This is a genomic window from Streptomyces blastmyceticus, from assembly GCF_039521185.1.
In the GTDB taxonomy this organism is placed as follows: Bacteria; Actinomycetota; Actinomycetes; order Streptomycetales; family Streptomycetaceae; genus Streptomyces; species Streptomyces blastmyceticus.
In genome coordinates, this window is the sequence record NZ_BAAABW010000003.1 from 21,910 (window position 1) to 46,789 (window position 24,880).

At 71.1% G+C, this 24,880-nt stretch carries 23 protein-coding genes and 1 riboswitch; of the genes, 17 read left to right on the forward strand and 6 right to left on the reverse strand.

From position 1 onward, the window contains the following. Positions 1–115: 115 nt before the first annotated feature. The gene (locus tag ABD269_RS03945; RefSeq protein ID WP_301887915.1) at positions 116–472 is read left to right on the forward strand and encodes an iron-sulfur cluster assembly accessory protein; all 357 of its coding nucleotides are present in this window, start codon (positions 116–118) and stop codon (positions 470–472) included. A gap of 87 nt (positions 473–559) precedes the next feature. Here the strand turns inward: ABD269_RS03945 and ABD269_RS03950 are convergent, their stop codons facing one another. Further along, positions 560–2,104, reverse strand: a complete 1,545-nt coding sequence (locus tag ABD269_RS03950; RefSeq protein WP_344116081.1) for a hypothetical protein — start codon at positions 2,102–2,104, stop codon at positions 560–562. Between the two features lie 100 nt (positions 2,105–2,204). Next, positions 2,205–2,423, reverse strand: coding sequence for a hypothetical protein (locus tag ABD269_RS03955; protein WP_301887917.1), 219 nt, complete (start codon positions 2,421–2,423; stop codon positions 2,205–2,207). A 185-nt stretch (positions 2,424–2,608) separates the two neighbouring features. Here ABD269_RS03955 and ABD269_RS03960 point away from each other — a divergent pair, with 185 nt between their 5' ends. Continuing rightward, positions 2,609–3,583, forward strand: a complete 975-nt coding sequence (locus ABD269_RS03960) for a carbohydrate kinase family protein (RefSeq protein ID WP_301887919.1) — start codon at positions 2,609–2,611, stop codon at positions 3,581–3,583. Positions 3,584–3,650: 67 nt separating this feature from the next. Here the strand turns inward: ABD269_RS03960 and ABD269_RS03965 are convergent, their stop codons facing one another. Further along, positions 3,651–5,033 (reverse strand): cysteine desulfurase/sulfurtransferase TusA family protein, encoded by a 1,383-nt coding sequence (locus tag ABD269_RS03965; RefSeq protein WP_344116084.1) that lies wholly within the window; start codon positions 5,031–5,033, stop codon positions 3,651–3,653. A gap of 325 nt (positions 5,034–5,358) precedes the next feature. Between ABD269_RS03965 and ctaC the strand changes: the two genes are divergently transcribed. The 4 genes from ctaC (at position 5,359) to ABD269_RS03985 (ending at position 9,876) form a co-directional block, all read left to right on the forward strand. Beyond that, positions 5,359–6,330, forward strand: a complete 972-nt coding sequence (gene ctaC / locus ABD269_RS03970) for an aa3-type cytochrome oxidase subunit II (protein ID WP_301887922.1) — start codon at positions 5,359–5,361, stop codon at positions 6,328–6,330. Continuing rightward, positions 6,327–8,054, forward strand: a complete 1,728-nt coding sequence (ctaD, locus tag ABD269_RS03975) for an aa3-type cytochrome oxidase subunit I (protein WP_301887923.1) — start codon at positions 6,327–6,329, stop codon at positions 8,052–8,054. Before ctaC ends, ctaD begins: the two co-directional genes overlap by 4 nt. Further along, on the forward strand, positions 8,051–8,449 hold the full coding sequence (locus ABD269_RS03980) for a cytochrome c oxidase subunit 4 (protein WP_301887925.1): 399 nt from the start codon (positions 8,051–8,053) through the stop codon (positions 8,447–8,449). The genes ctaD and ABD269_RS03980 overlap by 4 nt, the downstream gene beginning before the upstream one ends. Positions 8,450–8,628: 179 nt before the next feature. Further along, the gene (locus ABD269_RS03985; protein ID WP_301887927.1) at positions 8,629–9,876 is read left to right on the forward strand and encodes a L,D-transpeptidase; all 1,248 of its coding nucleotides are present in this window, start codon (positions 8,629–8,631) and stop codon (positions 9,874–9,876) included. Between the two features lie 25 nt (positions 9,877–9,901). On the opposite strand, the gene ABD269_RS03990 is transcribed toward ABD269_RS03985, so the two are convergent. Then, positions 9,902–10,330 (reverse strand): DNA-binding transcriptional response regulator, encoded by a 429-nt coding sequence (locus ABD269_RS03990; protein ID WP_116211304.1) that lies wholly within the window; start codon positions 10,328–10,330, stop codon positions 9,902–9,904. Positions 10,331–10,625: 295 nt separating this feature from the next. On the opposite strand from ABD269_RS03990, the gene ctaE reads away from it, so the two are divergent. The 6 genes from ctaE to ABD269_RS04020 all read left to right on the forward strand — a co-directional run bounded on the left by ctaE (position 10,626) and on the right by ABD269_RS04020 (position 17,840). Beyond that, a complete protein-coding gene (ctaE, locus tag ABD269_RS03995) occupies positions 10,626–11,246 on the forward strand; it encodes an aa3-type cytochrome oxidase subunit III (protein WP_116211303.1) in 621 nt (206 codons plus the stop codon). Positions 11,247–11,322: 76 nt separating this feature from the next. Continuing rightward, positions 11,323–12,135 carry a cytochrome bc1 complex diheme cytochrome c subunit gene (gene qcrC, locus ABD269_RS04000; protein WP_301887931.1) on the forward strand — a complete coding sequence of 271 codons (813 nt, stop codon included), beginning with the start codon at positions 11,323–11,325 and terminating at the stop codon, positions 12,133–12,135. Continuing rightward, entirely contained in the window at positions 12,132–13,190 is a 1,059-nt protein-coding gene (qcrA, locus tag ABD269_RS04005; protein ID WP_344116091.1) for a cytochrome bc1 complex Rieske iron-sulfur subunit, read from the forward strand. Before qcrC ends, qcrA begins: the two co-directional genes overlap by 4 nt. After that, positions 13,187–14,812: a cytochrome bc1 complex cytochrome b subunit gene (gene qcrB, locus ABD269_RS04010; RefSeq protein WP_301887935.1), complete on the forward strand. Its 1,626-nt coding sequence runs from the start codon at positions 13,187–13,189 to the stop codon at positions 14,810–14,812. The genes qcrA and qcrB overlap by 4 nt, the downstream gene beginning before the upstream one ends. A gap of 165 nt (positions 14,813–14,977) precedes the next feature. Next, positions 14,978–16,042: an anthranilate phosphoribosyltransferase gene (gene trpD / locus ABD269_RS04015; RefSeq protein WP_344116094.1), complete on the forward strand. Its 1,065-nt coding sequence runs from the start codon at positions 14,978–14,980 to the stop codon at positions 16,040–16,042. A gap of 130 nt (positions 16,043–16,172) precedes the next feature. After that, positions 16,173–16,289: riboswitch (SAM riboswitch) on the forward strand. Between the two features lie 192 nt (positions 16,290–16,481). Then, complete coding sequence (locus ABD269_RS04020; RefSeq protein ID WP_344116096.1) at positions 16,482–17,840, forward strand: aminotransferase class V-fold PLP-dependent enzyme; 1,359 nt, start codon at positions 16,482–16,484, stop codon at positions 17,838–17,840. A gap of 28 nt (positions 17,841–17,868) precedes the next feature. Here the strand turns inward: ABD269_RS04020 and ABD269_RS04025 are convergent, their stop codons facing one another. Together ABD269_RS04025 and ABD269_RS04030 are read right to left on the reverse strand one after the other, a co-directional pair. Continuing rightward, a complete protein-coding gene (locus tag ABD269_RS04025; RefSeq protein WP_116211297.1) occupies positions 17,869–18,150 on the reverse strand; it encodes an Lrp/AsnC family transcriptional regulator in 282 nt (93 codons plus the stop codon). Positions 18,151–18,160: 10 nt separating this feature from the next. Continuing rightward, positions 18,161–18,922, reverse strand: a complete 762-nt coding sequence (locus ABD269_RS04030; protein WP_344116099.1) for a rhomboid family intramembrane serine protease — start codon at positions 18,920–18,922, stop codon at positions 18,161–18,163. Positions 18,923–19,122: 200 nt separating this feature from the next. Between ABD269_RS04030 and ABD269_RS04035 the strand changes: the two genes are divergently transcribed. The 5 genes from ABD269_RS04035 (at position 19,123) to ABD269_RS04055 (ending at position 24,877) form a co-directional block, all read left to right on the forward strand. Beyond that, complete coding sequence (locus ABD269_RS04035; protein WP_116215604.1) at positions 19,123–19,362, forward strand: hypothetical protein; 240 nt, start codon at positions 19,123–19,125, stop codon at positions 19,360–19,362. Positions 19,363–19,381: 19 nt separating this feature from the next. Continuing rightward, complete coding sequence (locus tag ABD269_RS04040) at positions 19,382–20,761, forward strand: NYN domain-containing protein (RefSeq protein ID WP_425572823.1); 1,380 nt, start codon at positions 19,382–19,384, stop codon at positions 20,759–20,761. 274 nt (positions 20,762–21,035) lie between these two features. Beyond that, positions 21,036–22,109, forward strand: a complete 1,074-nt coding sequence (locus ABD269_RS04045) for a C40 family peptidase (protein ID WP_344116101.1) — start codon at positions 21,036–21,038, stop codon at positions 22,107–22,109. A 249-nt stretch (positions 22,110–22,358) separates the two neighbouring features. After that, a complete protein-coding gene (locus tag ABD269_RS04050; protein WP_301887944.1) occupies positions 22,359–23,414 on the forward strand; it encodes a C40 family peptidase in 1,056 nt (351 codons plus the stop codon). A 122-nt stretch (positions 23,415–23,536) separates the two neighbouring features. Beyond that, positions 23,537–24,877, forward strand: coding sequence for a Cif family virulence factor (locus ABD269_RS04055; RefSeq protein WP_425572824.1), 1,341 nt, complete (start codon positions 23,537–23,539; stop codon positions 24,875–24,877). Positions 24,878–24,880 lie beyond the last annotated feature (3 nt).

Consider the following 24,880-nt stretch of genomic DNA (forward strand, 5'->3'; position numbering starts at 1 on the left):
GTGTGGTGTGCGAGCATGAAAGCGAGAAGTGACATGGCGGACCCGGAATGAATCCGGGAGGCCGGCGGTTGCAGCCGAGGGCAAGCAGTCCGCACGAAACCCGGGAGTGAAGCAGATGTCCGTTCAGGACGAGAAGACCACTGTGAGCGACGGCATCCTCCTGTCCGACGCCGCGGCCGCCAAGGTCAAGGCCCTGCTGGAGCAGGAAGGCCGTGAGGACCTCGCCCTGCGTGTGGCCGTCCAGCCCGGTGGCTGCTCCGGTCTGCGCTACCAGCTCTTCTTCGACGAGCGCTCGCTCGACGGCGATGTCGTCAAGGACTTCGACGGTGTCAAGGTCGTCACCGACCGCATGAGCGCCCCGTACCTGGGCGGCGCCTCCATCGACTTCGTCGACACCATCGAGAAGCAGGGCTTCACGATCGACAACCCCAACGCCACGGGCTCCTGCGCCTGCGGCGACTCCTTCAGCTAAGCGGACCGGCCGCTCGGCACGGCCAGGAACGACGCACGAAGGCGGCGCCCCCTCCGAGGGGCGCCGCCTTCGGCGTTCTCCCGTCCGCTACTTCCCCCGAGCGGCCGGCACCGGGTCACCCGTGACCGCGTCCACGACCTTCCGCCCGTCCAGCGGCCGGTCCAGCGTCACGGTCTTGTCGAAGCGCTCCGCCATCATCACGCACATCCGGCCGGGCTGCTTCTCCGTGCCGACGACCTTCACCGTCACCGCCTGCGAGGACTGCTCGGCGGAGGCCGCGTAGGTGTCGCACACCCCGCCCCAGAAGTGCAGGACGAGATTCCTGCCGTCCTGGTCGTACGAATACACCCGCGCAGGCGTCGACTTGGGGCTGCCCGTCGCCGGTGCGCCGGACGGCGCCGAGGGCGGGGCGGACGGCGCCGCGAGGAACTTCGGGTCCACCGCGGGCTGGACGACCGGCACCGTGGCCTCCTGATCCGTCGAACCCGTCATCCGCACCTGGAAGACCCACGACGGCACCAGCGTCTCCCGCCCCCGCACATACAGCTGGGCGAGCGCGAAGGACGCGCTCCGCACCACCGCCGGCTCCCCGCCCGCCTTCACGGACTCCGGCGGGCAGGGCGCGGACGCGTCCGGGGCCGCGGGCACGGCACTCGCGCAGCCGCCGATGGCGACCGGCTGCCCGGGCCCGCTGTGCTTGTTGAGCTCCTTCAGCGCGTCCGTCGCGTTGATCAGCGGATACTCGGCACCCTTCACCGGAGCCTGCAACTGCCCGGCACCCTTGACCAGTTGCGCGTCCGAGCCGACCTCCAGCGTCGTCTGCCGCCCGTACGTCGGCGTGCCGTCCACCACCGGGTCGGCGCGGACGGCCCGCACCGCCCCGAAGGTCTGGTGCGCGTCGAGCTTCGCGCCGGACTGGCCGAGGGCCTTCAGCACGGGCGCGGCCGCGTTCTTCGCCTTCTCCTGCGTCACCGCCCGCGCGTCACCCGGCGCGATCCCCCGGTACTGCGGGCAGTTCATGGCGGGGGAGACGAGACCCTTGTCCAGGCCCTTGTCGGTGCCCTTCTCCGGGCCCGAGCCCGGCGGGTGCACACAGCCGCCGCCCGGCGCGCCGTACCGCGAGAACGACCAGTCGCCCGGCCCCTGTTGCTTCACCTGGAGCGTCGGCTCGTCGGAACCCGGCGCGCCGCCCACCCGCCAGACGCCCTGTTCGAGCCGGGGCGCGCCCTGCACCGACAGCGCCTTGGCCAGCGCCGCCACCTCGTCCGCGGCCACCTGGCCGCCGGGCGCGTAGACCGGCGCCTTCCGCGGCCCGTCCGGCAGTTGTCCCTCCGCCTGGTAGCGCACGCCGTGCGGATCCGGCTCGCCCACCGCGATCCCCTGCGAGGAACCGCCGCCCGTGCGATAGCCGTCCAGCGCCAGGGGTGGGGGAGAGCCGTCACCGCCCGGCCCGCCGGACGCCTTGGAGTCCGTGCCGTCCGCCGCGGTCGAGGCCCAGTACGCGCCTCCGCCACCGGCCAGCAGCACCGCCGTCGCGACCGACGCCACCGCCAGCCGCGGATGCTTCCGCCGCCCCTTGGGGTCCGGGGTGCGATCGGCGTTGCTGTCCGGCGTGCCGCCCTCGGTGCTCACCACATCGCTCCTTCACTCCGCTCAAAGTCTGTACTGCCCTGTCCCCCGAGAAGGGGACGGCGCTTGGACGGAGCAGAGGAGTGAGCGGTTCCACCCGTGCTCAGTCGCCGTATTCCGACATCGCGTCGAGCAGCCGCGCCGACCGCACGGGCACCGACACCCCGTGGATGCGCGACGGCGGTACGGGGGTGACGGCGGCGGCCGCGGGGGCGGCCGACCAGTGCGGCGCCATCCGGGCGCAGAGCCCGCGCAGCTCCTCCAGCGACTCGGGGTCGCGCTCGACGACGGGGAGAGTGACGTGCTTCACAGGGTTCGCCATACCGGCACCGTACGCACCACGGGGCACACCGAGAAAGGGCTACTATTAGGTAATTTTGTCCCTTCGGTGGCTGGATCCGGACCCTGGCACAAGGCCCGGACCCGGTAGCGTGGTGTGGCTTTTCCCGTTCTCGTTCCTCCAGCCTTGCCGCCATGTTCACCTCGCCCCGCAGGAGCAGACCCGCCGTGCGTATCGCTGTCACCGGCTCCATCGCCACCGACCACCTGATGACCTTTCCCGGCCGCTTCGCCGATCAGCTCGTGGCGGACCAGCTGCACACCGTCTCGCTCTCCTTCCTCGTCGACGAACTCGACGTGCGCCGCGGCGGCGTCGGCCCCAACATCTGCTTCGGCATGGGCCTTCTGGGCCTGCACCCCGTCCTCGTCGGCGCCGCCGGCCAGGACTTCGGCGAGTACCGCGCCTGGCTCGACCGGCACGGCGTCGACACCGCGTCCGTGCGCATCTCCGAGGTGCTGCACACCGCGCGCTTCGTCTGCACGACGGACACCGACCACAACCAGATCGCGTCCTTCTACACCGGCGCGATGAGCGAGGCCCGCCAGATCGAGCTCCAGCCGGTGGCCGACCGCGTCGGCGGCCTCGACCTCGTCCTGATCGGCGCGGACGACCCCGAGGCGATGCTCCGCCACACGCAGGAGTGCCGCACCCGTGCCATCCCCTTCGCCGCCGACCCCTCCCAGCAGCTCGCCCGGCTGGACGGCGACGACATCCGCCAGCTGGTCGACGGCGCCACGTACCTCTTCACCAACGAGTACGAGAAGGCCCTCATCGAGTCCAAGACCGGCTGGTCGGCGGACGAGATCCTGGCCAAGGTCGGCACCCGCGTCACCACGCTGGGCGCGCGGGGCGTGCGCATCGAGCGCGCCGGCGAGCCGGCCATCGAGGTCGGCTGCGCCCAGGAGGAGGCCAAGGTCGACCCGACCGGCGTCGGCGACGCCTTCCGCGCGGGCTTCCTCGCGGGCGTCACCTGGGAGCTGTCCCTGGAGCGCTCCGCCCAGCTGGGCTGCATGCTGGCCACGCTCGTCATCGAGACGCTGGGCACGCAGGAGTACGAGCTGCGCCGCGGCCACTTCATGGAGCGCTTCACGAAGGCGTACGGCGAGGACGCCGCCGCTGAGGTGAAGTCCCGCCTGGGCTGAGGCCGGTTGCACGGGCCAACGCCGGACGGGCCGGATTCTCCGGCCCGTCCGGCGTTTGACGTCCGCCTCAAGCCAGGCGACGCACCGTGTACGCGACCCCGCCCTCCACCGAGTGCTCGCCCACGTACTCCTGCCCCCGCATCTCGCACCACGCCGGCACGTCCAGCCGCGCCGCCTCGTCGTCCGACAGCACCGTGACGAGGCCGCCCACCGGTACTCCCGGGAACGCCTTCGCCAGCTCGATCACCGGGATCGGGCACCGCTTGCCGAGCGCGTCGACGACAAGCTCCGCCGCCTCCCCGGCCGGAGCGGCCGTCTCCGTCGGGGCGCCCAGCTGCTCGCGCACCGACGCCACCACCCCCGGCAGCACCTCCAGGAACCGCTCGACGTCCTCCTCGGCGGTGCCCACCGGCAGCGACACCCGGACGTTGCCCTCCGACAGCACCCCCATCGCCCGCAGCACATGGCTGGGCGTCAGTGTGCTGGACGTGCACGAGGAACCGGACGACACGGAGAACCCGGCCCGGTCCAGGGCGTGCAGCAGGCTCTCGCCGTCGACATAGAGACACGAGAACGTCACCAGGTGCGGCAGCCGCCGCCGCGGGTCGCCGACGACCTCCACATCCCGTACGAGCTCCGGCACCCGCGCCCGGACGCGGTCCACCAGCGCCCGCAGCCGCGCCCCTTCGGCCGCCGCCTCCGCGCGTACGGCCCGGAGCGAGGCGGCCGCGGCCACGATCGCCGGCAGGTCGGGGAAGCCGGGGGCCCGCCCCGACTCCCGCTCGTCCGCCGGTCCCTGGGCCGCGAACCGCACCCCCTTGCGCACGGCCAGCAGCCCCACGCCCGACGGCCCGCCCCACTTGTGCGCGCTGGCCGTCAGCAGGGACCAGCCGCCCTCGACGCGCCCCCAGCCGAGCGACTGCGCCGCGTCCACGAGCAGCGGCACGCCCGCGGCCCGGCACTCCTCGGCGACCTCGGCGACCGGCTGCTCCGTGCCCACCTCGTGGTTGGCGGACTGGAGGGCGGCGAGGGCGGTGTCCGGGCGCAGTGCCGCGGCGTACGCGCCAGGCGCCACCCGGCCCGTACGGTCCACCGGGACCTCGGTGAAGCTGCCGCCGGCCGCTTCGAGCGCCGCGGCCGACTGCAGGACGGCGGAGTGCTCCACGGCGGACACCGCCATATGGCGGCCGACGCGCCGACGGCCCGCGAGGGCGCCTGCGATGCCGTCGTGCAGCGCGCGGGTACCCGAAGGGGTGAACACCAGCTCGTCCGGCCGACAGCCCACGGCGTCCGCCGCGGCCTCGCGCGCGGCGTCCAGCAGCAGGCGGGCCCGCCGCCCCTCGCGGTAGAGCCGGGCGGGGTCCGCCCACCCCTCGTCGAGCGAGGCCAGCAGGGCCTGGCGGGCGACGGGGTGCAGCGGGGCGGCGGAGGCGGCGTCGAAGTAGGGCACGGCTAACGCTAACGCGGGCCCGCGGCGGGCGTCCCCGGACGCCGGGCGGGCCGGCACAAGCGGCCCGCGTGCCACCCCATCGCGTGACCTCACCGCGCGTCGGCCGCGTTCGCTGACGGTCCTCCAGATAGCCTCCGGATGCCGAGATTCCATCCCTTCGGGGAGTGACCCGGCGCGTTGGGCACCCTCCCCGCGCGACCCCAAATAGCGTCCAGTAGGGTTTGGTCCGCATAAACATCCAAACCCCTGCCCGCTGCGGGCCGGCGACCGACCAGCGAGACGGCCGCAGCCGGCCGCACGGGCGAGACTCTCGGGAAGGCGCTACGTGAGTCCCAACGGCTCCGACCGCTCGTCGCGGCGCCCGGTGCGGCGGAAGCTGCTGCAGGCGCTGGCCGCGGGCGCTGTCCTGGCGACCGCCTCCGGTTGCACATATAAGGACTTCCCCCGCCTCGGAATGCCCACTCCCGTCACGGAAGAGGCCCCGAGGATCCTCTCCCTGTGGCAGGGCTCTTGGGCCGCCGCCCTCGTGGTCGGCGTTCTGGTGTGGGGCCTGATCATCTGGAGCGTCATCTTCCACCGGCGCAGCCGGACGAAGGTGCAGATCCCCACGCAAACCCGGTACAACATGCCCATCGAGGCGCTGTACACCGCGGTTCCGATCATCATCGTGTCGGTGTTCTTCTACTTCACCGCGCGCGATGAGAACAAGCTCCTGACCAACCCTGAGAAGCCGAAGCACCTCATCAACGTGGTGGGCTTCCAGTGGAGCTGGGCGTTCAACTACATGGAGAACGTCGACGGCAACACCGCCACCCCGGCGCAGCCGCTCCGTGCCAACAAGGAGCTGGACGCGATTCCCGACCGGTTCCTGAAGAAGGCACCGGCGGGCGCGGAGGGTGTGTACGAGGTCGGTACCCCCGGTGAGCGGAACCCGCAGAACGGCAACCCGGGCCCGACCCTGTGGCTGCCCAAGGGTGAGACGGTGGAGTTCGTCCTGACCTCGCGGGACGTCATCCACTCCTTCTGGGTGGTGCCGTTCCTGATGAAGCAGGACGTCATCCCGGGGCACACCAACAGCTTCACGGTGACCCCGAACAAGGAGGGCACCTTCTTCGGCAAGTGTGCCGAGCTCTGCGGTCAGGACCACTCCCGCATGCTCTTCAATGTCAAGGTCGTCTCTCCTGAGCGCTACCAGCAGCATCTGAAGGATCTTGCGAAGAAGGGCCAGACCGGCTACCAGCCGGCGGGCATCGCGCAGACGGATCACGCGAAGAACGCGGAGACCAAGAACAAGTGAGCATCCTCAACGAACCCCAGGGTGCCGCCGCCGCGACAGCCACGGCAGCACCACCCGTACGCCAGAAGCAGCCCGGTAATCAGGTGATCAAGTGGCTCACCACCACTGACCACAAGACCATCGGCACGATGTATCTGGTCACGTCGTTCGCGTTCTTCTGCATCGGCGGCCTGATGGCGCTCCTCATGCGCGCCGAGCTCGCCCGTCCCGGCACGCAGATCATGTCGAACGAGCAGTTCAACCAGGCGTTCACGATGCACGGCACGATCATGCTGCTGATGTTCGCGACGCCCCTGTTCGCCGGTTTCGCGAACTGGATCATGCCGCTCCAGATCGGTGCGCCCGACGTGGCGTTCCCGCGGCTGAACATGTTCGCCTACTGGCTGTACCTCTTCGGCTCGCTGATCGCGGTGGCCGGCTTCCTCACCCCGCAGGGTGCGGCCGACTTCGGCTGGTTCGCCTACTCCCCGCTGTCGGACGCCGTCCGCTCGCCGGGTGTCGGCGCCGACATGTGGATCATGGGTCTGGCCTTCTCCGGCTTCGGCACGATCCTCGGCTCGGTCAACTTCATCACCACGATCATCTGCATGCGCGCGCCCGGCATGACGATGTTCCGCATGCCGATCTTCACCTGGAACGTCCTGCTGACCGGTGTCCTGGTCCTGCTGGCCTTCCCAGTGCTCGCCGCCGCGCTGTTCGCCCTGGAGGCGGACCGTAAATTCGGTGCGCAGATCTTCAATGCGGCCAATGGCGGCTCACTGCTGTGGCAGCACCTCTTCTGGTTCTTCGGCCATCCAGAGGTGTACATCATCGCCCTGCCGTTCTTCGGCATCATCTCCGAGGTCATTCCGGTCTTCAGCCGGAAGCCGCTCTTCGGTTACGGCGGCCTCATCGCCGCCACGATCGCCATCGCCGGTCTCTCGGTGACGGTGTGGGCGCACCACATGTATGTGACGGGCGGCGTGCTCCTGCCGTTCTTCTCCTTCATGACCTTCCTGATCGCGGTCCCGACCGGTGTGAAGTTCTTCAACTGGATCGGCACCATGTGGAAGGGCTCGCTCTCCTTCGAGACGCCCATGCTGTGGGCCATCGGCTTCCTGATCACCTTCACCTTCGGTGGTCTGACCGGTGTCATCCTGGCCTCGCCGCCGCTGGACTTCCACGTCTCCGACTCGTACTTCGTGGTGGCGCACTTCCACTACGTGATCTTCGGTACGGTCGTCTTCGCGATGTTCGCCGGCTTCCACTTCTGGTGGCCGAAGTTCACCGGCAAGATGCTGGACGAGCGCCTGGGCAAGATCACCTTCTGGACGCTGTTCGTGGGCTTCCACGGCACGTTCCTGGTGCAGCACTGGCTGGGCGTCGAGGGCATGCCGCGCCGCTACGCCGACTACCTGGCCGCCGACGGCTTCACGACGCTGAACACGATCTCGACGATCAGCTCGTTCCTCCTCGGTCTGTCGATACTGCCGTTCTTCTACAACGTCTGGAAGACCGCCAAGTACGGCAAGAAGGTCGAGGTCGACGACCCGTGGGGCTACGGCCGCTCGCTGGAGTGGGCGACCTCCTGCCCGCCGCCGCGGCACAACTTCCTCACCCTGCCGCGGATCCGCTCCGAATCGCCGGCCTTCGACCTCCACCACCCGGAGATCGCGGCGCTGGAGCTCGAGGAGAACCTCGCGCACGACAAGGCCCTCGCGGGTGGCAAGGAGGCCGGCAAGTGAAGGTCCAAGGCCGGATGTTCATCTGGCTCTCCGTCTTCGTCCTCGCCATGGCGATCGTCTATGGCGTGTGGTCGAAGGAGCCTGCCGGTACCACCGCGCTCTTCCTGGCCTTCGGCCTGTGCATCATGGTCGGCTACTACCTGGCGTTCACCGCGCGCCGGGTGGACGTCGGCGCCCAGGACAACTCGGACGCCGATGTCGCGGACGACGCCGGTGAGCTGGGCTTCTTCGCCCCGCACAGCTGGCAGCCGCTGTCCCTGGCCCTCGGTGGAGCGCTCGCCTTCATGGGCGTCGTCTTCGGCTGGTGGCTGATGTACTTCTCCGCCCCGATGATCCTGGTCGGCCTCTTCGGCTGGGTGTTCGAGTTCTACCGCGGCGAGAACGCGAACCAGTAGGTTCCGCCGGACCGCGTACGCCGGGCCCCGCACACCGCAAGGTGTGCGGGGCCCGGCCGTTTTTCCCGTGGATCCCGGGGCGCCGCCACGGTTGGAGCAACGGCGGGCCCCGTTCCCGAATGCACCCGTTTGCAGTCACCCCACGGGCCGCGGCCCCCGTTCCTTCCTACGGTGTGACCATGAGTCACTCACCTCGATGCCGCACGGTGTTCCGGGGGGCCCTCCTGCTGGTGTCCCTGGCCCTGGGGGTCTCCGCGTGCGGCGACTCGTCGAACCCGCTGGCGGACAAGCCCTACGACGCCACCGGGCAGGTCATGCTCAACAGCGCCGGCGACGGGGAGAAGGCCGACCCCAGCAAGCCGCTGGAGGTGCGGGCGAGCGGCTCCGACCGGATCACCGACGTCACCGCGACGGACGCGGCCGGGCGCTATGTGCAGGGCGAGCTCGCCGCCGACGGCACCAACTGGCACAGCACCGGCGCCCTGGCCGCCGGCGCCCACTACACGGTGCGGGTGAGCACCGAGGACGAGAACGGCGCCCAGGGGCGCCGCACGATCGGTTTCGACACCAGTGCGGCAGATCGCCTGCTGAGGGTCAATTTCGGCCCGCAGAGCGGCACGTACGGCGTGGGGCAGCCCATCACCGCCGAACTCAGCGCCCCCGTCCAGGACCCGGGCGCCCGGTCCACCATCGAGCGGGCCCTCAAGGTCGACTCCGAGCCCTCCGTGGAGGGCGCCTGGCACTGGGTGGACAACCGCACCCTGCACTACCGTCCCAAGGAGTACTGGCCCGCCCACGCCACCGTCGACGTACGCTCCGGCCTGGACGGCATCAAGGTGGGCGGCGGGCTCTACGGGGGCGGTTCCAAACCCGTGAAGCTCACCATCGGCGACCGGATCGAGGCCGTCACCGACGCGGCCGGCCACAGCATGAGCGTGTTCCGCAACGGCCAGGAGATCCGGTCCATCCCGGTGACCACCGGCAAGCCCGGCTACGCCACCCGCAACGGGGTCAAGGTGGTCCTCGGCCGCGAATCCTTCGTACGGATGCGCGGCACCAGCATCGGCATCGCCGAGGGCAGCGACGACTCCTACGACCTGCCCGTCTACTGGGCGACCCGCGTCACCTGGAGCGGCGAGTACGTGCACGCCGCCCCCTGGTCCGAGGGGTCGCAGGGCGCCGAGAACGTCAGCCACGGCTGCACCGGCATGAGCACCGAGAACGCCAAGTGGTTCTTCGACACCATCCACCTGGGCGACGTCGTCAAGGTCGTGGGCAGCGCGGGGGCGACCATGACGCCCTTCGACAACGGCTTCGGCGACTGGAACATGTCGTGGCAGCAGTGGCGCGAGGGCAGCGCCCTGGCGGCCGGGAAACGCGACGGGAGCAGTCCCGCCGATGCGGCCCGCCTGCGCCCGCAGCTCTAGCCGCCACGCGGGCCGTGACCGGCCCTCAGGCGCCCACCACGTGCTTCCCCGGGCCGTCGGGCTGCCGCGCAGCGCCGCGCAGCAGCCCGGCCAGGGCGTCGGCGAACACGGCCGGGTCCAGCGGATGGGTCACGGCCGCGTCCGCACGGCTCCAGGTGGCCAGCCAGGCGTCCTGCGGGCGGCCCATGAGCAGCAGCACCGGCGGGCAGCGGAACACCTCGTCCTTGAGCTGCCTGCAGACCCCCATGCCGCCCGCGGGCGCCGTCTCGCCGTCCAGCACGCACACGTCGATCCGGCGCTCCTCCAGGGCCTTCAGGACCGCCGGGAGCGTCGCGCACTCCAGATACTGAACCGGCGGCACATCGGCGGCGGGGCGGCGCCCGGCGGCCAGCCGCACCTGCTCGCGGGTGCCGGCGTCATCGCTGTAGACCAGCACCGTGGCGGTCGGCTGCATCGTTCCTCCAGGCTTGTGGACAGAGGGCACGGCTGTGGCTCGGATGCGGAACGCACCAATGCGCGGATGCTACTCCGCGAGCGCCGCGCCCGAGGAGGGGCGGGAAAACCCGGATGCGCCGCCACGTGGGCCGACGGGCCGTCACCAGCGCCGCCCGCCGGGGCCGCACGGGCCCGCGGAGGCCGCGCTTCCCCCCTTTGGGGGATCGCCGCCCTGGGCCGTACGAGCAGCGCATACGGTCTTGACACACCGAACGGCACCCCCCGGAGTGAGCGCGAGATAAGCGACCGACATAATGTCGGTCGTGGCGACAGCAACAGCAGTAGATACCGGGCACGCGCACCCGTCGGTCAACCGGCCGAACCTCACCAGCGTCGGAACCATCATCTGGCTGAGTTCCGAGCTGATGTTCTTCGCGGCCCTCTTCGCGATGTACTTCACCCTCCGATCGGTGACGGGCACGGACCACTGGAAGGAGATGGCGTCGTCGCTGAACGTTCCGTTCTCAGCGACGAACACCACGATCCTGGTGCTCTCCTCCCTCACGTGCCAGCTCGGCGTCTTCGCCGCCGAGCGTGGCGACGTGAAGAAGCTGCGCACCTGGTTCTCGATCACCTTCGTGATGGGTGCCATCTTCATCGGCGGTCAGATCTTCGAGTACACGGACCTGGTCAAGAAGGACGGGCTCTCCCTGTCCTCCGACCCGTACGGCTCGGCGTTCTACCTGACGACCGGCTTCCACGGACTGCATGTGACGGGCGGCCTGATCGCCTTCCTGCTGGTCCTGGGCAGGACGTACGCGGCCAAGAGGTTCACTCACCACCAGGCGACGGCGGCCATTGTCGTGTCCTACTACTGGCACTTCGTCGACGTGGTCTGGATCGGCCTCTTCGCCACGATCTACTTGATCAAGTAATCGAAGATTTCGGTTCGGTCCGCACCGGACCAACAGTCCAGCATCGACGCAGAAGATCCTGACACCGGGGTAATCCGTGAAAAAGCTCTCCGCACGACGACGCCATCCGCTGGCGGCGGTCGTCGTCCTACTCTTCGCGCTGGCGGTAACTGGGGGGCTGTACGCCGCGTTCGCGCCGGCGGACACGGCCAAGGCCGATGACACCGCCGCCCAGTCCCTTGCCATCGAGGAGGGCAAGAAGCTCTATTCCGTGGGCTGCGCAAGCTGCCACGGCACCGGCGGTCAGGGCACCACCGACGGCCCGAGCCTCGTCGGCGTGGGCGCCTCGGCCGTCGACTTCCAGGTCGGCACCGGCCGCATGCCGCTCCAGCAGCAGGGCGCCCAGGCGCCGAAGAAGAAGGCGATCTACGACCAGGCTCAGATCGACCAGCTCGCCGCCTACATCGCCTCGCTCGGCGCCGGTCCCTCGGTTCCGTCCAAGGACCAGTACAGCCCCGACGGCGCGGACATCGCCAAGGGCGGGGAGCTCTTCCGGACGAACTGCGCCCAGTGCCACAACTTCACCGGCAAGGGCGGCGCGCTCTCCAACGGCAAGTTCGCTCCGGACCTGACGGACGTCAACCCGAAGCACATCTACGAGGCCATGCAGACCGGCCCGCAGAACATGCCTTCCTTCCCCGACACCACGATGACGGAGAAGAACAAGAAGGACATCATCGCGTACCTCGACACGGTCAACAGCAGCAAGTCGGAGAGCCCGGGCGGCCTCGAACTCGGTGGCCTCGGCCCCGTCAGTGAGGGCCTGTTCGCGTGGATCTTCGGCCTCGGTGCGCTGATCGCCGTCGCCATCTGGGTCGCCGCCCGGACCGCAAAGGCCAAGAAGTCATGAGTAGCCAAGACATTCCAGAAGAGCACCTGCCGAGCGCGCAGGGCGACACGCACACCAGCGCCGTGACCAAGCCGGCCGGCGACCCGTTCGCCGACCCGGGCCTGCCGCCGCACGAGCACCGCGTCCAGGACATCGACGAGCGGGCCGCGAAGCGCTCCGAGCGGGCGGTCGCCTTCCTGTTCCTGCTGTCGATGGTGGCCACGGTCGGGTTCATCGCCTCGTACGTGTCCATCCCGGTCGGCAAGATCATTTACGTCTTCCCGATCGGCCACATCAGCGCGCTGAACTTCGCGCTGGGGCTCACCCTCGGTGTGGCGCTGTTCTGCATCGGCGCGGGCGCGGTCCACTGGGCCCGCACCCTGATGTCCGACGTGGAGGTCGCCGACGAGCGGCACGCGATCGCCGCCGAGCCCGAGGTCAAGGCCAAGGTCCTGGCGGACTTCGCGGCGGGTGCCGAGGAGTCGGCGTTCGGCCGTCGCAAGCTGATCCGCAACACCATGTTCGGCGCGCTGGCCCTGGTGCCGCTCTCCGGCGTGGTGCTGCTCCGCGACCTCGGTCCGCTGCCGGGCACCAAGCTCCGCAAGACCGCCTGGTCCGAGGGCAAGATGCTGATCAACCAGAACACGAATCAGCCGCTGCGCCCCGAGGACATCCAGGTCGGGTCCCTCACCTTCGCCATGCCCGAGGGCATGAAGGAGGAGGACCACGATTTCCAGAAGGAGATCGCCAAGGCCGCCCTGATGATCGTCCGGCTCCGTCCGGAGAACATCAAGGACAAGAAGGAACTCGACTGGTCGGCGGACGGTATCGTCGCCTTCTCCAAGATCTGCACGCACGTCGGCTGCCCCATCAGCCTCTACGAGCAGCAGACGCACCACGTGCTCTGCCCGTGCCACCAGTCCACCTTCGACCTGTCCGACGGCGGACGGGTGATCTTCGGTCCGGCCGGACACGCTCTGCCGCAGCTGCGGATCAAGGTCAATGACAAGGGCTACCTCGAGGCGATGGGCGACTTCGCCGAGCCCGTCGGTCCTGCCTTCTGGGAGCGCGGATGAGTACTGCAACAGACAACAGGCGCAAGGCGCCCGCGGGCGAGCGGGTAGCCGACTGGGCCGACGGCCGGCTGGGCATCTACAGCCTGGCCAAGGCCAACATGCGCAAGATCTTCCCGGACCACTGGTCCTTCATGCTGGGCGAGGTCTGCCTCTACAGCTTCCTGATCATCATCCTCACGGGTGTGTATCTGACGCTGTTCTTCCACCCGAGCATGCAGGAGACCGTCTACCACGGTCCCTACGTCCCCATGCAGGGCATGCGGATGTCGGAGGCCTTCGCCTCCACGCTGAACATCAGCTTCGACGTCCGTGGCGGTCTGCTGGTCCGGCAGATCCACCACTGGGCCGCGCTGATCTTCCTCGCGGGCATGTTCGTCCACATGATGCGCGTCTTCTTCACGGGCGCGTTCCGCAAGCCGCGTGAGATCAACTGGCTGTTCGGCTTCCTGCTGTTCGTGCTGGGCATGTTCACCGGCTTCACCGGTTACTCCCTGCCGGACGACCTGCTGTCCGGCACCGGTGTGCGGTTCATGGAAGGCGCGATCCTCTCCTTCCCGATCGTCGGCACGTACATGTCGATGTTCCTCTTCGGCGGAGAGTTCCCCGGCGCGGACTTCGTGCCGCGGTTCTTCTCGATCCACGTCCTGCTGCTGCCGGGCATCATGCTCGGCCTGGTCGTGGCGCACATGATCCTCGTGATCTACCACAAGCACACGCAGTTCCCCGGCCCCGGCCGGACCAACAAGAACGTCGTCGGCATGCCGCTGATGCCGGTCTACATGGCCAAGGCGGGCGGCTTCTTCTTCCTGGTCTTCGGTGTGATCGCGGCCATCGCCGCGCTCGCCTCGATCAACCCGATCTGGGCCATCGGCCCGTACCGGCCGGACCAGGTGTCCACCGGCGCCCAGCCCGACTGGTACATGGGCTTCGCCGAGGGTCTGATCCGTGTCATGCCGGGCTGGGAGATCAACCTCTGGGGCCACACGCTCGTCCTGGGCGTGTTCATCCCGATGATGGTCTTCCCCGTGGTCCTGGGCGCCATCGCCGTCTACCCGTTCGTCGAGTCCTGGGTGACCGGTGACAAGCGCGAGCACCACCTGCTGGACCGTCCGCGGAACGCCCCGACGCGCACCGCGTTCGGTGTCGCCTGGATCACCGCGTACTTCGTGATGCTCATCGGTGGTGGAAACGACCTGTGGGCCACCCACTTCCACCTCTCGATCAACGCCATCACCTGGTTCGTCCGCATCGGCTTCTTCGTCCTGCCGGTCCTGGCCTTCGTGGCCACCCGGCGGATGTGCATGGGCCTCCAGCGCCGCGACAGGGACAAGGTGCTGCACGGCCGCGAGTCGGGCATCATCAAGCGCCTGCCGCACGGTGAGTTCGTCGAGGTCCACGAGCCGCTCTCGCAGGAGCAGCTGCACACCCTCACCGCGCACGAGCAGCCCAAGCCGCTCGAGCTCGTTCCCGAGGTCGACGAGAACGGTGTCGAGCGCAAGGCCGGCGCCACGCAGAAGCTCCGCGTGAAGCTCTCCAAGGGCTTCTACGGCGAGGGGACGCAGATCCCCAAGGCCACCGCGGAGGAGTTCGAGGAGATCACCAGCGGCCACGGCCACCACTGATCCCGGTCAGACCGGCCCCGGCCGGTCAGTGATCGCTGATCGCCACAGCAAGAGCCCCGTCCAGCGCGTGGACGGGGCTCTTCGCCGTCTGTGGGCCTGGATAGGCTGGACCGGCAGAGCCCCGGACGGCCGCGGCTCTCCGACCGACCACCAGGAGCGTGGACCATGAACGTTGTGACCCCGGCAGGCGGCGACAGCGCGGTGGCACCCTCCTGGCCGGGTCTGCTGAACGCCCTGCTGAACGGATCGGACCTCGGCGCGGACGACACCGCCTGGGCCATGGACCGGATCATGCGCGGTGAGGCCACCGACGCCCAGATCGCCGGATTCGCGGTCGCGCTGCGGGCCAAGGGCGAGACGGTCGCCGAGATCTCCGGCCTCGTCCGGGCGATGTACTCGCACGCCAACCTCATCGAGGTGCCGGGACCGAGCGTCGACATCGTGGGCACCGGCGGCGACGGCGCCAAGACCGTCAACATCTCCACGATGGCCTCGATCGTCGTCGCCGGCACCGGCGCCAAGGTCGTCAAGCACGGCAACCGCGCAGCGTCCTCCTCCAGCGGTGCCTCGGACGTCCTGGAGAAGCTGGGCGTCAATCTGGACCTGACGCCGCGCCGGGTGGTGGAGGTCGCCGAGGAGGCGGGCATCACCTTCTGCTTCGCCGTGAAGTTCCACCCCTCGCTGCGCTATGTCGCGGCCGCGCGGCGCGAACTGGGCATCCGCACCACCTTCAACGTGCTCGGCCCGCTGACCAACCCCGCGCGGGTGCGCGCCCAGGCGACCGGTGTCGCCGACGCCCGGATGGCCCCGATCCTCGCCGGGGTGCTCGCCGAGCGCGGCTCCTCGGCGCTGGTCTTCCGCGGGGACGACGGGCTGGACGAGCTGACCACCACCGCGACCTCGCGGGTCTGGCTCGTCCGCGACGGCCGGGTCGAGGAACAGCCCTTCGACCCGCGGGACGTGGGCATCCCGCTGGTCCCGGTCGAGGCGCTCAAGGGTGCCGACGCGTCGTACAACGCCGACGTCGCCCGCCGCCTGCTGGCCGGGGAGACCGGGCCCGCGCGGGACGCGGTGCTGCTGAACGCGGCCGCCGCGCTGGTGGCGCTGGCCCCCACGGACGCGCCCCTGACCGAGCAGATCGCGGCGGGCATCGCCCGCGCCGCCGAGTCGGTCGACTCCGGCGCGGCGAAGCGGGCGCTGGACCGCTGGGTCGCCGCGAGCAACGCGTAGCCGTACGGCCCGTATCGGTGTCCGGGGAGCACCCGGACACCGACGCGGGACGCCGGGCGGCCCCCGTGACGGCGTCCGTGATGCGGACGCCCTTTCCGCCCGACGATCAGCTGTGCCATACTCTCCGCCAGGTCACGAGTGACAGCGACACGGCCCCGGCCCGCTGTCCGGCAACCCTCCTTCCGTGGCGGGGTGCCCCGGGTGATGACCAGGTCGCAGGCAAAGAGGTCTGCGGCAAGCGCGGATCCCTCGCCAGGGATCCTGGTTGTCGAGGGAGATCCTCCATGATTCAGCGAATGCGATAGGGCCTCGGGCCCGTTTCCCCTGCGCTCCGCATGGCTACAGCTGTGCGCCGAGTCGCCTTTTCCGCACACCGCAGAGGTCTTTCTCGCGGGTGCGTGTACACAGCCTTTCCGCCTTGTACCCGGGAGAATTCGCCATGTCCGCATGCCCTGTTGCCGCCGAGCCCACCGTCGACCGCGCCCCCCTGCCCGTCCTCGGCAACGACGTCCGCGTCCCGCTCGTCACCGGGGGAGAGGTGACCTACGCGGCCCTCGACTACGCGGCCAGCGCGCCCGCGCTCCGCCGGGTGTGGGACGACGTGGCGGCGTACGCCCCGTACTACGGCAGCGTGCACCGCGGGGCGGGCTACCTCTCGCAGCTGTCGACCGACCTCTTCGAGAACAGCCGGGCGGAGATCGCCGCGTTCCTCGGCTGCCGCGCCGACGACCAGGTCGTCCTCACCCGCTCGACCACCGACTCGCTCAACCTCCTCGCGGCCGTACTCCCGCAGGGCACCCGGGTGTTCGTCTTCGAGTCCGAGCACCACGCGGCGCTGCTGCCGTGGGACCGGCGCGCGGACGTCGCGGTCACCTACCTCGACGCGCCCCGCTCGCCGCGCCAGGCGGTCGAGATCCTGGAGCACGCCCTCGCGGACCGCGAGCCCTACGGCCCCGCCCTGGTCTGTGTGACGGGCGCCTCCAACGTGACCGGCGAGCTGTGGCCCGTACGGGAGTTGACGGCCGCCGCCCACGCGCACGGCGCCCGGATCGTCGTCGACGCGGCCCAACTGGCGCCGCACCACCCGGTGGACCTCGCGGACCTGGACGCCGACTGGATCGCCTTCTCCGGGCACAAGCTGTACGCGCCGTTCGGCGCCGGGGTGCTCGCCGGGCGCCCCGACTGGCTGCGGGACGCGGAGCCCTACCTCGCGGGCGGCGGAGCCAGCCGCGCGGTGACGCGGGGCGCCGGGGGCGGGGTGGACGTCGAGTGGCACGACAGCGCCGCCCGGCACGAGGCTGGCTCGCCCAATGTCATCGGCGCCTACGCCATCGCCTCGGCCTGCAAGGCGCTGAGCGAGGCGGGCTTCGACCGGCTCGTCGAGCGGGAGCGGCAGCTGATCGCGACGGTCCGGGAGGGCCTCGCCGCGGTGCCGGGGGTGCGGGTGCTCTCGCTCTTCGGCGACGACGCCCCGCGGGTCGGCGTGCTGTCGTTCGTCGTGGACGGCTGGAACAGCTCGCACTTCGCGGCGGCGCTGTCCGCGGAGTACGGCATCGGGGTGCGCGACGGGCTGTTCTGCGCGCATCCCCTGGTGCGGACCCTGCTGGGCGGCGACCGGGACGCCTCGGGCGAGTGCGGGGCCCCTGACGGGGGTTCGCTGAACGCGGTACGGGTCAGCTTCGGGGCGGGGACGCCGGACGAGCATGTGGAGCGGTTCGTGCGGGCGGTGCGTGAGTTGGTCAGGGACGGCGCGCGGTGGACCTACCGGACCGAGAACGGCCGCTGCGTGCCCGTGTAACGGCGCGCTCCCCGGCTCCGCCGGATCGCTACGCCTCCAGGCCGATCGCGAACGCCGCCTCCAAGTCGTGCTGCGAATACGTGCGGAAGGCGATGTGGGTCTCCGTGGCGGCGACTCCGGGGACCTTGCTGATGCGGCCCGGGATGACGTCGGCCAGGTCGTCGTGCCGGGCCACCCGCACCATGGCGATCAGATCCTGCGCCCCGGTCACCGAATAGACCTCGCTGACCCCCTCCAGCGCGGCGATCTGCTCGGCGATCTCGGGGATCCGGTCGACGTCGGTCTTGATGAGCACGATCGAGGTGATCACGGCTGGGCTCCTATCGGGGGCCGGGGGGTGGGTCCCCGGGAGGTCGCGGCCCGTCGCCGGACGCGGCCGTGCTCTTCACTCTAGCCGCACACCTGTACCGGGCCCACGCGTACAGGAAGCCCAGCGCGAAGCCCAGCACATGGGCCAGGTAGGCCACCCCGGGCCGGTCGCCCGCGGTGCGGGCGGCCAGCCACTGGAGGACGAACCAGAAGAGCAGCACCGCCCACGCGGGGAAGCGCAGCGGCAGGAAGAAGAGGAACGGGAAGAGACTGGTGACCCGGGCCCTGGGGAAGAGACAGAGGAAGGCTCCGAGCACCCCGGAGATCGCCCCGGACGCCCCGACCAGCATCTGGAGGGAGTCGGCGTGCGCCGCCGCGTAGCCGAGCAGGGCCAGCACCCCGGCGGCGAGGTAGAAGAGGGCGAAGGAGGCCCGGCCCATCCGCTCCTCGGCCATGGCGCCGAAGACATAGAGGAAGAGCATGTTCCCCAGCAGATGCAGCCAGTTGCCGTGCACGAAGAGAGCGGTGAGCGGGGTGAGCAGCCGCTCCGGCGAGCCGTGCCAGAGCTCCTCGGGCACCACGCCCCAGCGCTCGAAGTAGGCGGTCTGCGCGACCAGCAGGTCGCCGGCGCCGTGCGGGCCCGGGGGACCGGTCAGGCCCGACGCGGGGCCGAGCAGGAAGACGGCGCAGCAGATGCCGATGAGGGCGTAGGTGACCAGGGGTGCGGCCCGGCGGTGGGACGGTGGGCTCCGGCGCGCTGCCTTTCCGAGCATGGCCAGATCATGGCGTACGGGCAGCAAAGCGCACAGAGTGCCTCGCCGGGCCGGTGCCGGACGGCCTGTGCGCGACTGTGCCCCGCGCCGCATGACCATCAGGCCGTAGGGTTACGGGAAGCACTCCCGCAGTGACGGCACCACGCGGTCCGACGGCGTTGTCGCGGACGGAACAGTTGACGAGGACGGACGACGACATCATGGGCGTTCCCCAGCCGACGGACGCAACGCGCTGGCGCTGCACGCTGTGCGGCAACCTGACCCGGTTCGACGTCACGCGCACCACCAAGGCCGTGGAATATGTGCACCTCGACCTGGCCGGAGAGCCTCGGGTGGAGGAGCGGGACGTGGTCAGTGAGACGATCGAGTCCGTACGTTGCCGGTGGTGCAACGCGGTCGACCAGATCGAGCTGGTGGACAGGCCGGGCGCGAGCGCCTGAAGAACGGGAGCGGTGAGCGGTGGTTGAGCACACAGGCGGCGCGGACGCGGCCGGTGAACCGGATGACACCGGTGGGGCCGACGGCGTCGCCGAGGTGCTCGACCGACCCCTGCCCGAGGGCGTCAGGCGGCGGGTCATCGGCCTGGTCGCGGAGGCGTTCGGCGGCCTGACGGTCACCGAACTGCCGCCCGCGCTGCGGCAGTACGCCCGCTTCACCCCGAGCCGCCGGGCCAAGTTCGCGGGCAACGCCATGGCCGCCGCCGTGGAGAACGACGCCGCCTTCCGGCAGCGGATCTCCGCCCGGCTGCGGGAGACGGGCTCCGAGCTGGCCGAGGCGCTCGACGCCGGCGCGCCGCCCGCGGCCGCGGACCCCGAGGACGTCGCGGCCATGGCCTTCGTGCTGCGGCCCGCGGGCTGGGTCAAGCTGGTCACCGCGGCCGGCGAGGAGGCCCAGCGGGCGAGCGCCGAGCGGGCCGGCGAGGAGGCCCAGCGCGAGCTGCGGCGGCTGCGCGAGGAGCTGGCCGAGGCCCGCGCCGACGCCCGCACGGAGACCGACCGGATCCGCGTCGAGCTCGAAGCCGCCCGCAAGGAGAACGACGCGATGCAGCGCAAGCTGCGCAGCGCCATGAGCGATGTGCGGCGCGGCGAGGCGGCGTTGCGCAAGGCGGAGGCCGAGCTGGAGTCCGTACGGTCCGCCGGTGCCGCCGAGAAGGCGGCCGCCCTGGGCGAGGCGCGGCGGCTCAAGGCGCGGCTCGCGGAGGCCGAGTCGGGGCTGGAGGCGAGCCGCCGGGCGGTGCGCGAGGGGCGCAGCGTGGAGGACATGCGGCTGCGGCTGCTGCTGGACACCGTCCTGGACGCGGCGCAGGGACTGCGCCGCGAGCTGGCCCTGCCGCCCGCCTCCACCCGCCCCGCGGACACCGTGGACGCCGTGGAGCCGGGCAGGATGACGCCCAAGGACATCGCCACGCGGGCCCTGTCGGAGACCGACCCCGCGCTCCTGGACCAGCTGCTGGCCCTGCCGCAGGCGCATCTGGTGGTCGACGGCTACAACGTCACCAAGACCGGCTATCCGACGATGCCGCTCGACAAGCAGCGGCTGCGGCTGCTGGGCGGCCTCGCGATGCTGGCCGCGCAGACGGGCGCGGAGATGACCTGCGTCTTCGACGGCGCGGAGCTGGCCGCGCCCGTGCTGCTGGCACCGCCGCGCGGGGTGCGGGTGCTCTTCAGCAAGCCCGGCGTGACGGCGGACGAGCTGATCCGCCAGCTCGTACGGGCCGAGCCGCCGGGCCGGCCGGTCGTCGTGGTCTCCACCGACCGCGAGGTCGCCGACGGGGTGGCGAAGGCGGGCGCCCGCCCGGTGGCTTCGGCGCTGCTGCTCAAGCGGCTGGCCCGCACCTGACCGTTGCCCGCCTCCCGTGCCCGTCTCCCGGCACGCTCTGTCGGTTTCCGGTGCCTGAGTGTCCATCAGGGGTGACCCACTGTGTCGCGCGGGTAAAGGATGCGCTTGTGGGGCGAGATTTTTCGCCCGGGGATTTGAACGGATCATGGGGAGGTCACTAAGGTCGGGCCTCGAACCTTCGCGCGGTGATCATCCATTCGGGGTGACGGTGAAGGTCCCGCCGGAACCGCGGACTTCGCGCGGCAGGCGGCTGAGGAAGAAGGAGCCCGTCTCCGTGGCGTCCCACCGTCGACCCAAGCAGCCGGGCCGCACCCGCGTGACCGTGCTGACCGCGACCGCCGCAGCGGCCGTCGCGCTCTCCTCCCAGGCCGCGCACGCGGACTCGCCGTCCAAGTCGGACGCCAAGGCGAAGGTCGACAAGCTCTACGAAGAGGCGGAGCAGGCCACCGAGAAGTACAACGGGGCCAAGGAGAAGCAGGACAAGCTCGACAAGCAGGTCGGCGACCTCCAGGACAAGGTCGCCCGCGGCCAGGAGGAGCTCAACAAGCTCCGCGACAGCCTCGGTTCCGTGGCCACTGCGCAGTACCGCAGCGGCGCCATCGACCCCTCCCTCCAGCTGCTCCTCTCCTCCGACCCGGACACCTTCCTGGAGAAGGCCTCCACGCTCGACCAGCTGAGCGCCAAGCAGGCCGACACCCTCAAGCAGATATCCGAGAAGCAGCGCACCCTCAAGCAGCAGCGCGAGGAGGCGACCGGCAAGCTCAAGGACCTCGCCGACACCCGCAAGGCACTGGGTGAGAAGAAGGAGGAGGTCCAGAGCAAGCTCGCCGACGCCAAGGACGTCCTCAACTCCCTCAGCGCCCAGGAGCGCGCCGAGATCACCGGCAGCGACGGCAAGGACGGCGGCAAGGACGCCGGCAAGGGCGGCGGCGCCGGTGGCGGTGACCGCGCCAGCCGCGGCGGGAGCCGCCCGGATATCAACATCCCCGCCGGCTCGGGCCGCGGCGGCGCCGCGCTCGCCGCCGCGCAGTCCGTCATCGGCTCCCCGTACGTGTGGGGCGCGACCGGGCCGGACTCCTTCGACTGCTCGGGCCTGACCTCCTGGGCGTACGCGCAGGCGGGCGTCACCCTGGACCGCGTCTCGCAGGACCAGGCCAACGACGGCACCCGCATCTACGACCAGAGCCAGCTCAAGCCCGGCGACCTGGTGCTCTTCTACGGCGACCTGCACCACATCGGTCTCTACGCGGGCAACGGCATGACGCTGCACGCCCCCAAGCCGGGCGCCAACGTGCGCTACGAGTCCATGGGCAACATGCCCTTCCAGTTCGGTGTGCGCATAGGCTGACGCGCTTGGGCCGAATGGCTGACGTGCCGCTCTTTCGGGCGAACCGCGACAGCCCCTGCTGACTCCACGCCCCGCCGGTGACCTGCGTCTCCGGCGGGGCGTCAATATTCCCGTCCCACAGGGTCTTTGAACCGGGGGTGACCGCGCCGCTACTGTCTGGCGCGCGGCACCCGGCACAGTGCTCCGCCCGTTCCCGGGCGGCGAGGGCACCGCGCACCCAGTGGAAGAACGGAAGGAGTGCGGCAGCCCGTGGCGTCACACCGTCGTCCCGCGCAGCCCGGTCTCACCCAGAGCGTCCGGGTCACCGTCCTGTCCGCCGCCGTGGCCACCGCGGCCGCCGGCCTGGCGGCACCCGCCGGGGCCGCGCCCGGCGGCCCCTCCGGCACGGCCAAGGGGACCGGCACGGTGAAGTCGCAGGTGGACCGGCTCTACGAGCAGGCCGAGCAGGCCACCGAGAAGTTCAACGCGGCCGGCGAGCGCACCGACACCCTGCGGCAGAAGGTCGCCCAGGCCACCGACCGCGTCGTCCGCGGCCAGGAGCAGGTCAACCGGATGCGCCGGGCGCTGGGCATGATCGCCACCGCGCAGTACCGCAACGGCGCCGTCGACCCGGCGATTCAGCTGCTGCTGTCCTCGGACCCGGACGCCTATCTGGAGCGGGCCGCCACCCTCGACCGGGTCACCGGCCGCCAGGCCGAGCAGCTCAAGGCGCTCCTGGAGGCGCAGCGCACCCTGCGCCAGGAGCGCTCGGAGGCCGTCGGCGTCCTGGCGCAGCTGGAGGACAGCAGGCAGGCCGTGGAGCACCACAAGCGCGAGGTCGAGGGCAAGCTGGCCACGGCCCGCCGGCTGCTGAACTCCCTGCCGGAGCGGGACCGGGAGGCGTACGCGCGGGCGTCGCGCTCCGGCGGGGACCGCTCACAGGGCTCGCTCGCCGGGCTGCCGAGCCTCGTCGGCCTCTCCTCGCGGGGCGCCGCCGCCGCGATGGCCGCGCGGTCGGCCGTCGGCACCCCCTACGCCTGGGGCGCGACCGGGCCGGGCGCCTTCGACTGCTCCGGCCTGATGCAGTGGGCCTACGGGCGCGCCGGGGTGGGCCTGCCGCGCACCTCGCAGGCGCAGCGCAACGCGGGCCGCCACGTGTCCCTGTCCGAGGCCCAGCCGGGGGACCTGGTGATCTACCGCAACGACGCCAGCCACGTGGGCATGTACGTCGGCAACGGGCAGGTCGTGCACGCCCCCTACCCGGGCGCCCGGGTCCGCTACGACCCGGCCAACATGATGCCGATTTCGTCCGTCACCCGGCCATGAACGCCGGCTGAACGCACGGCGCGGGTCACGTGGCTCGTACGATGCGGGGCGTGACGGGCCGGTGGAGGTGGAGCGGAGTCCTTGGCGGACGGCCCTGCGGCCTGCCTTCCGACTGCGGGCCGGTGGGGGCTGGTCGCGCAGTTCCCCGCGCCCCTTGCGGGGCGCTCGTCCGTTCGCTGCTGGCGGGTCTGCTCGCCCTCCAGTTCCTGTGCGGCTGCGGTTCCATGGGGCTCTCCGGCGGTCAGGACGGTGAGCACAAGGCCGTGACCGCTCTGCTCGACCGGTGGGCCAAGGCGCTCCGGGACCGCGACGAACGTGCCTTCCTGTCCGTCGTGGACCCCGACGCAGAGGGCTTCCGCACCGAGCAGCGCGCCCTCTTCGCCAACCTCGCCGCCGTGCCCCTCGCCTCCTGGGACTACCGCTTGGTGCGCACCGGCGGCTTCGTCCCCTCCGGCGGTGACGGCCACCGCGTCGCCGCCGAGGCCGAACTGCGCTACCGGCTGGCGGACTACGACACCGTCCCGGTCACCACCACCGCGCGGTTCACGGTCGTGCGGAAGGACGACCAGTGGTACGTGGCGGCCGAGGACACCCGGCACGGCCCCCGGCAGCTCTGGCAGCAGGGCCCGGTCACGGCCGTACGGGGCGCGCACAGCCTGGTGCTCGGCGTCGGCCAGGACCAGGCGCGGCTCAAGGCCCTCGCGGACCTCGCCGACAGCGCGGTGCCCGCGGTGAGCACCGCCTGGGGGAGCGGGCGGACCGCGCCCGGCACGGCCCCGCCGAAGTCCGGCGCCACCGCGGCGGCCGGCGCCGCCGCCCGCCGCGGTGGCGACTGGCCTGGCCGGGTCGTCGTCGAGATGCCCGCCTCCGTCGACCGGATGGCCGAGCTCCTGGACTCACCGGTGGCGAACTACCGGGGCATCGCCGCCGTCACCACCGGCGAGGTCGGCGGCTCCGGCAACGCCCCCGCCGACCGGATCATCGTCAACCCCGAGGCGTACGGCACGCTCGGCGACTTCGGCCGCCGGGTCGTCCTCACCCACGAGACCGCCCATGTCGCGACCCGGAGCCTGACCTCGGCCGCGACCCCGCTGTGGCTCTCCGAGGGCTTCGCGGACTGGACCGCCTACCGAGGCACCGGGCGCACCGCGGCCCAGGCCGCCCCCGAGCTGGCGCGCGCCGTCGCCGAGGGCAAGCCGCCGAAGGACCTGCCCGCGGACGCCGACTTCGGCTTCGCGGGGGAGCAGGGGCGCCTCGCCCGCGCGTACGAGGAGGGCTGGCTCGCCTGCCGCATGATCGCCGAGCGCTGGGGCGAGGCGAAGCTCGTCGCGTTCTACCGCGCGGTGGGCGGCCACCAGCGGCGGCCCGGGGCGGTGTCGGCGGCGCTGCACCAGGTGCTGGGCGTCTCGGAGGACGGGTTCACCCAGCGGTGGCGGGCCTATGTGGCGAGCCGGTTCGGCTGAGCG

Excerpts from the sequence above, each read along its gene's own strand:
- ABD269_RS03945 (WP_301887915.1), top strand. The coding sequence starts at position 116 with ATGTCCGTTCAGGACGAGAAGACCACTGTGAGCGACGGCATCCTCCTG.
- ABD269_RS03955 (WP_301887917.1), bottom strand. The coding sequence starts at position 2,423 with ATGGCGAACCCTGTGAAGCACGTCACTCTCCCCGTCGTCGAGCGCGAC.
- ABD269_RS03985 (WP_301887927.1), top strand. The coding sequence starts at position 8,629 with ATGAGTCACTCACCTCGATGCCGCACGGTGTTCCGGGGGGCCCTCCTG.
- ABD269_RS03990 (WP_116211304.1), bottom strand. The coding sequence starts at position 10,330 with ATGCAGCCGACCGCCACGGTGCTGGTCTACAGCGATGACGCCGGCACC.
- ctaE (WP_116211303.1), top strand. The coding sequence starts at position 10,626 with ATGTCGGTCGTGGCGACAGCAACAGCAGTAGATACCGGGCACGCGCAC.
- qcrA (WP_344116091.1), top strand. The coding sequence starts at position 12,132 with ATGAGTAGCCAAGACATTCCAGAAGAGCACCTGCCGAGCGCGCAGGGC.
- qcrB (WP_301887935.1), top strand. The coding sequence starts at position 13,187 with ATGAGTACTGCAACAGACAACAGGCGCAAGGCGCCCGCGGGCGAGCGG.
- trpD (WP_344116094.1), top strand. The coding sequence starts at position 14,978 with ATGAACGTTGTGACCCCGGCAGGCGGCGACAGCGCGGTGGCACCCTCC.
- ABD269_RS04020 (WP_344116096.1), top strand. The coding sequence starts at position 16,482 with ATGTCCGCATGCCCTGTTGCCGCCGAGCCCACCGTCGACCGCGCCCCC.
- ABD269_RS04030 (WP_344116099.1), bottom strand. The coding sequence starts at position 18,922 with ATGCTCGGAAAGGCAGCGCGCCGGAGCCCACCGTCCCACCGCCGGGCC.
- ABD269_RS04035 (WP_116215604.1), top strand. The coding sequence starts at position 19,123 with ATGGGCGTTCCCCAGCCGACGGACGCAACGCGCTGGCGCTGCACGCTG.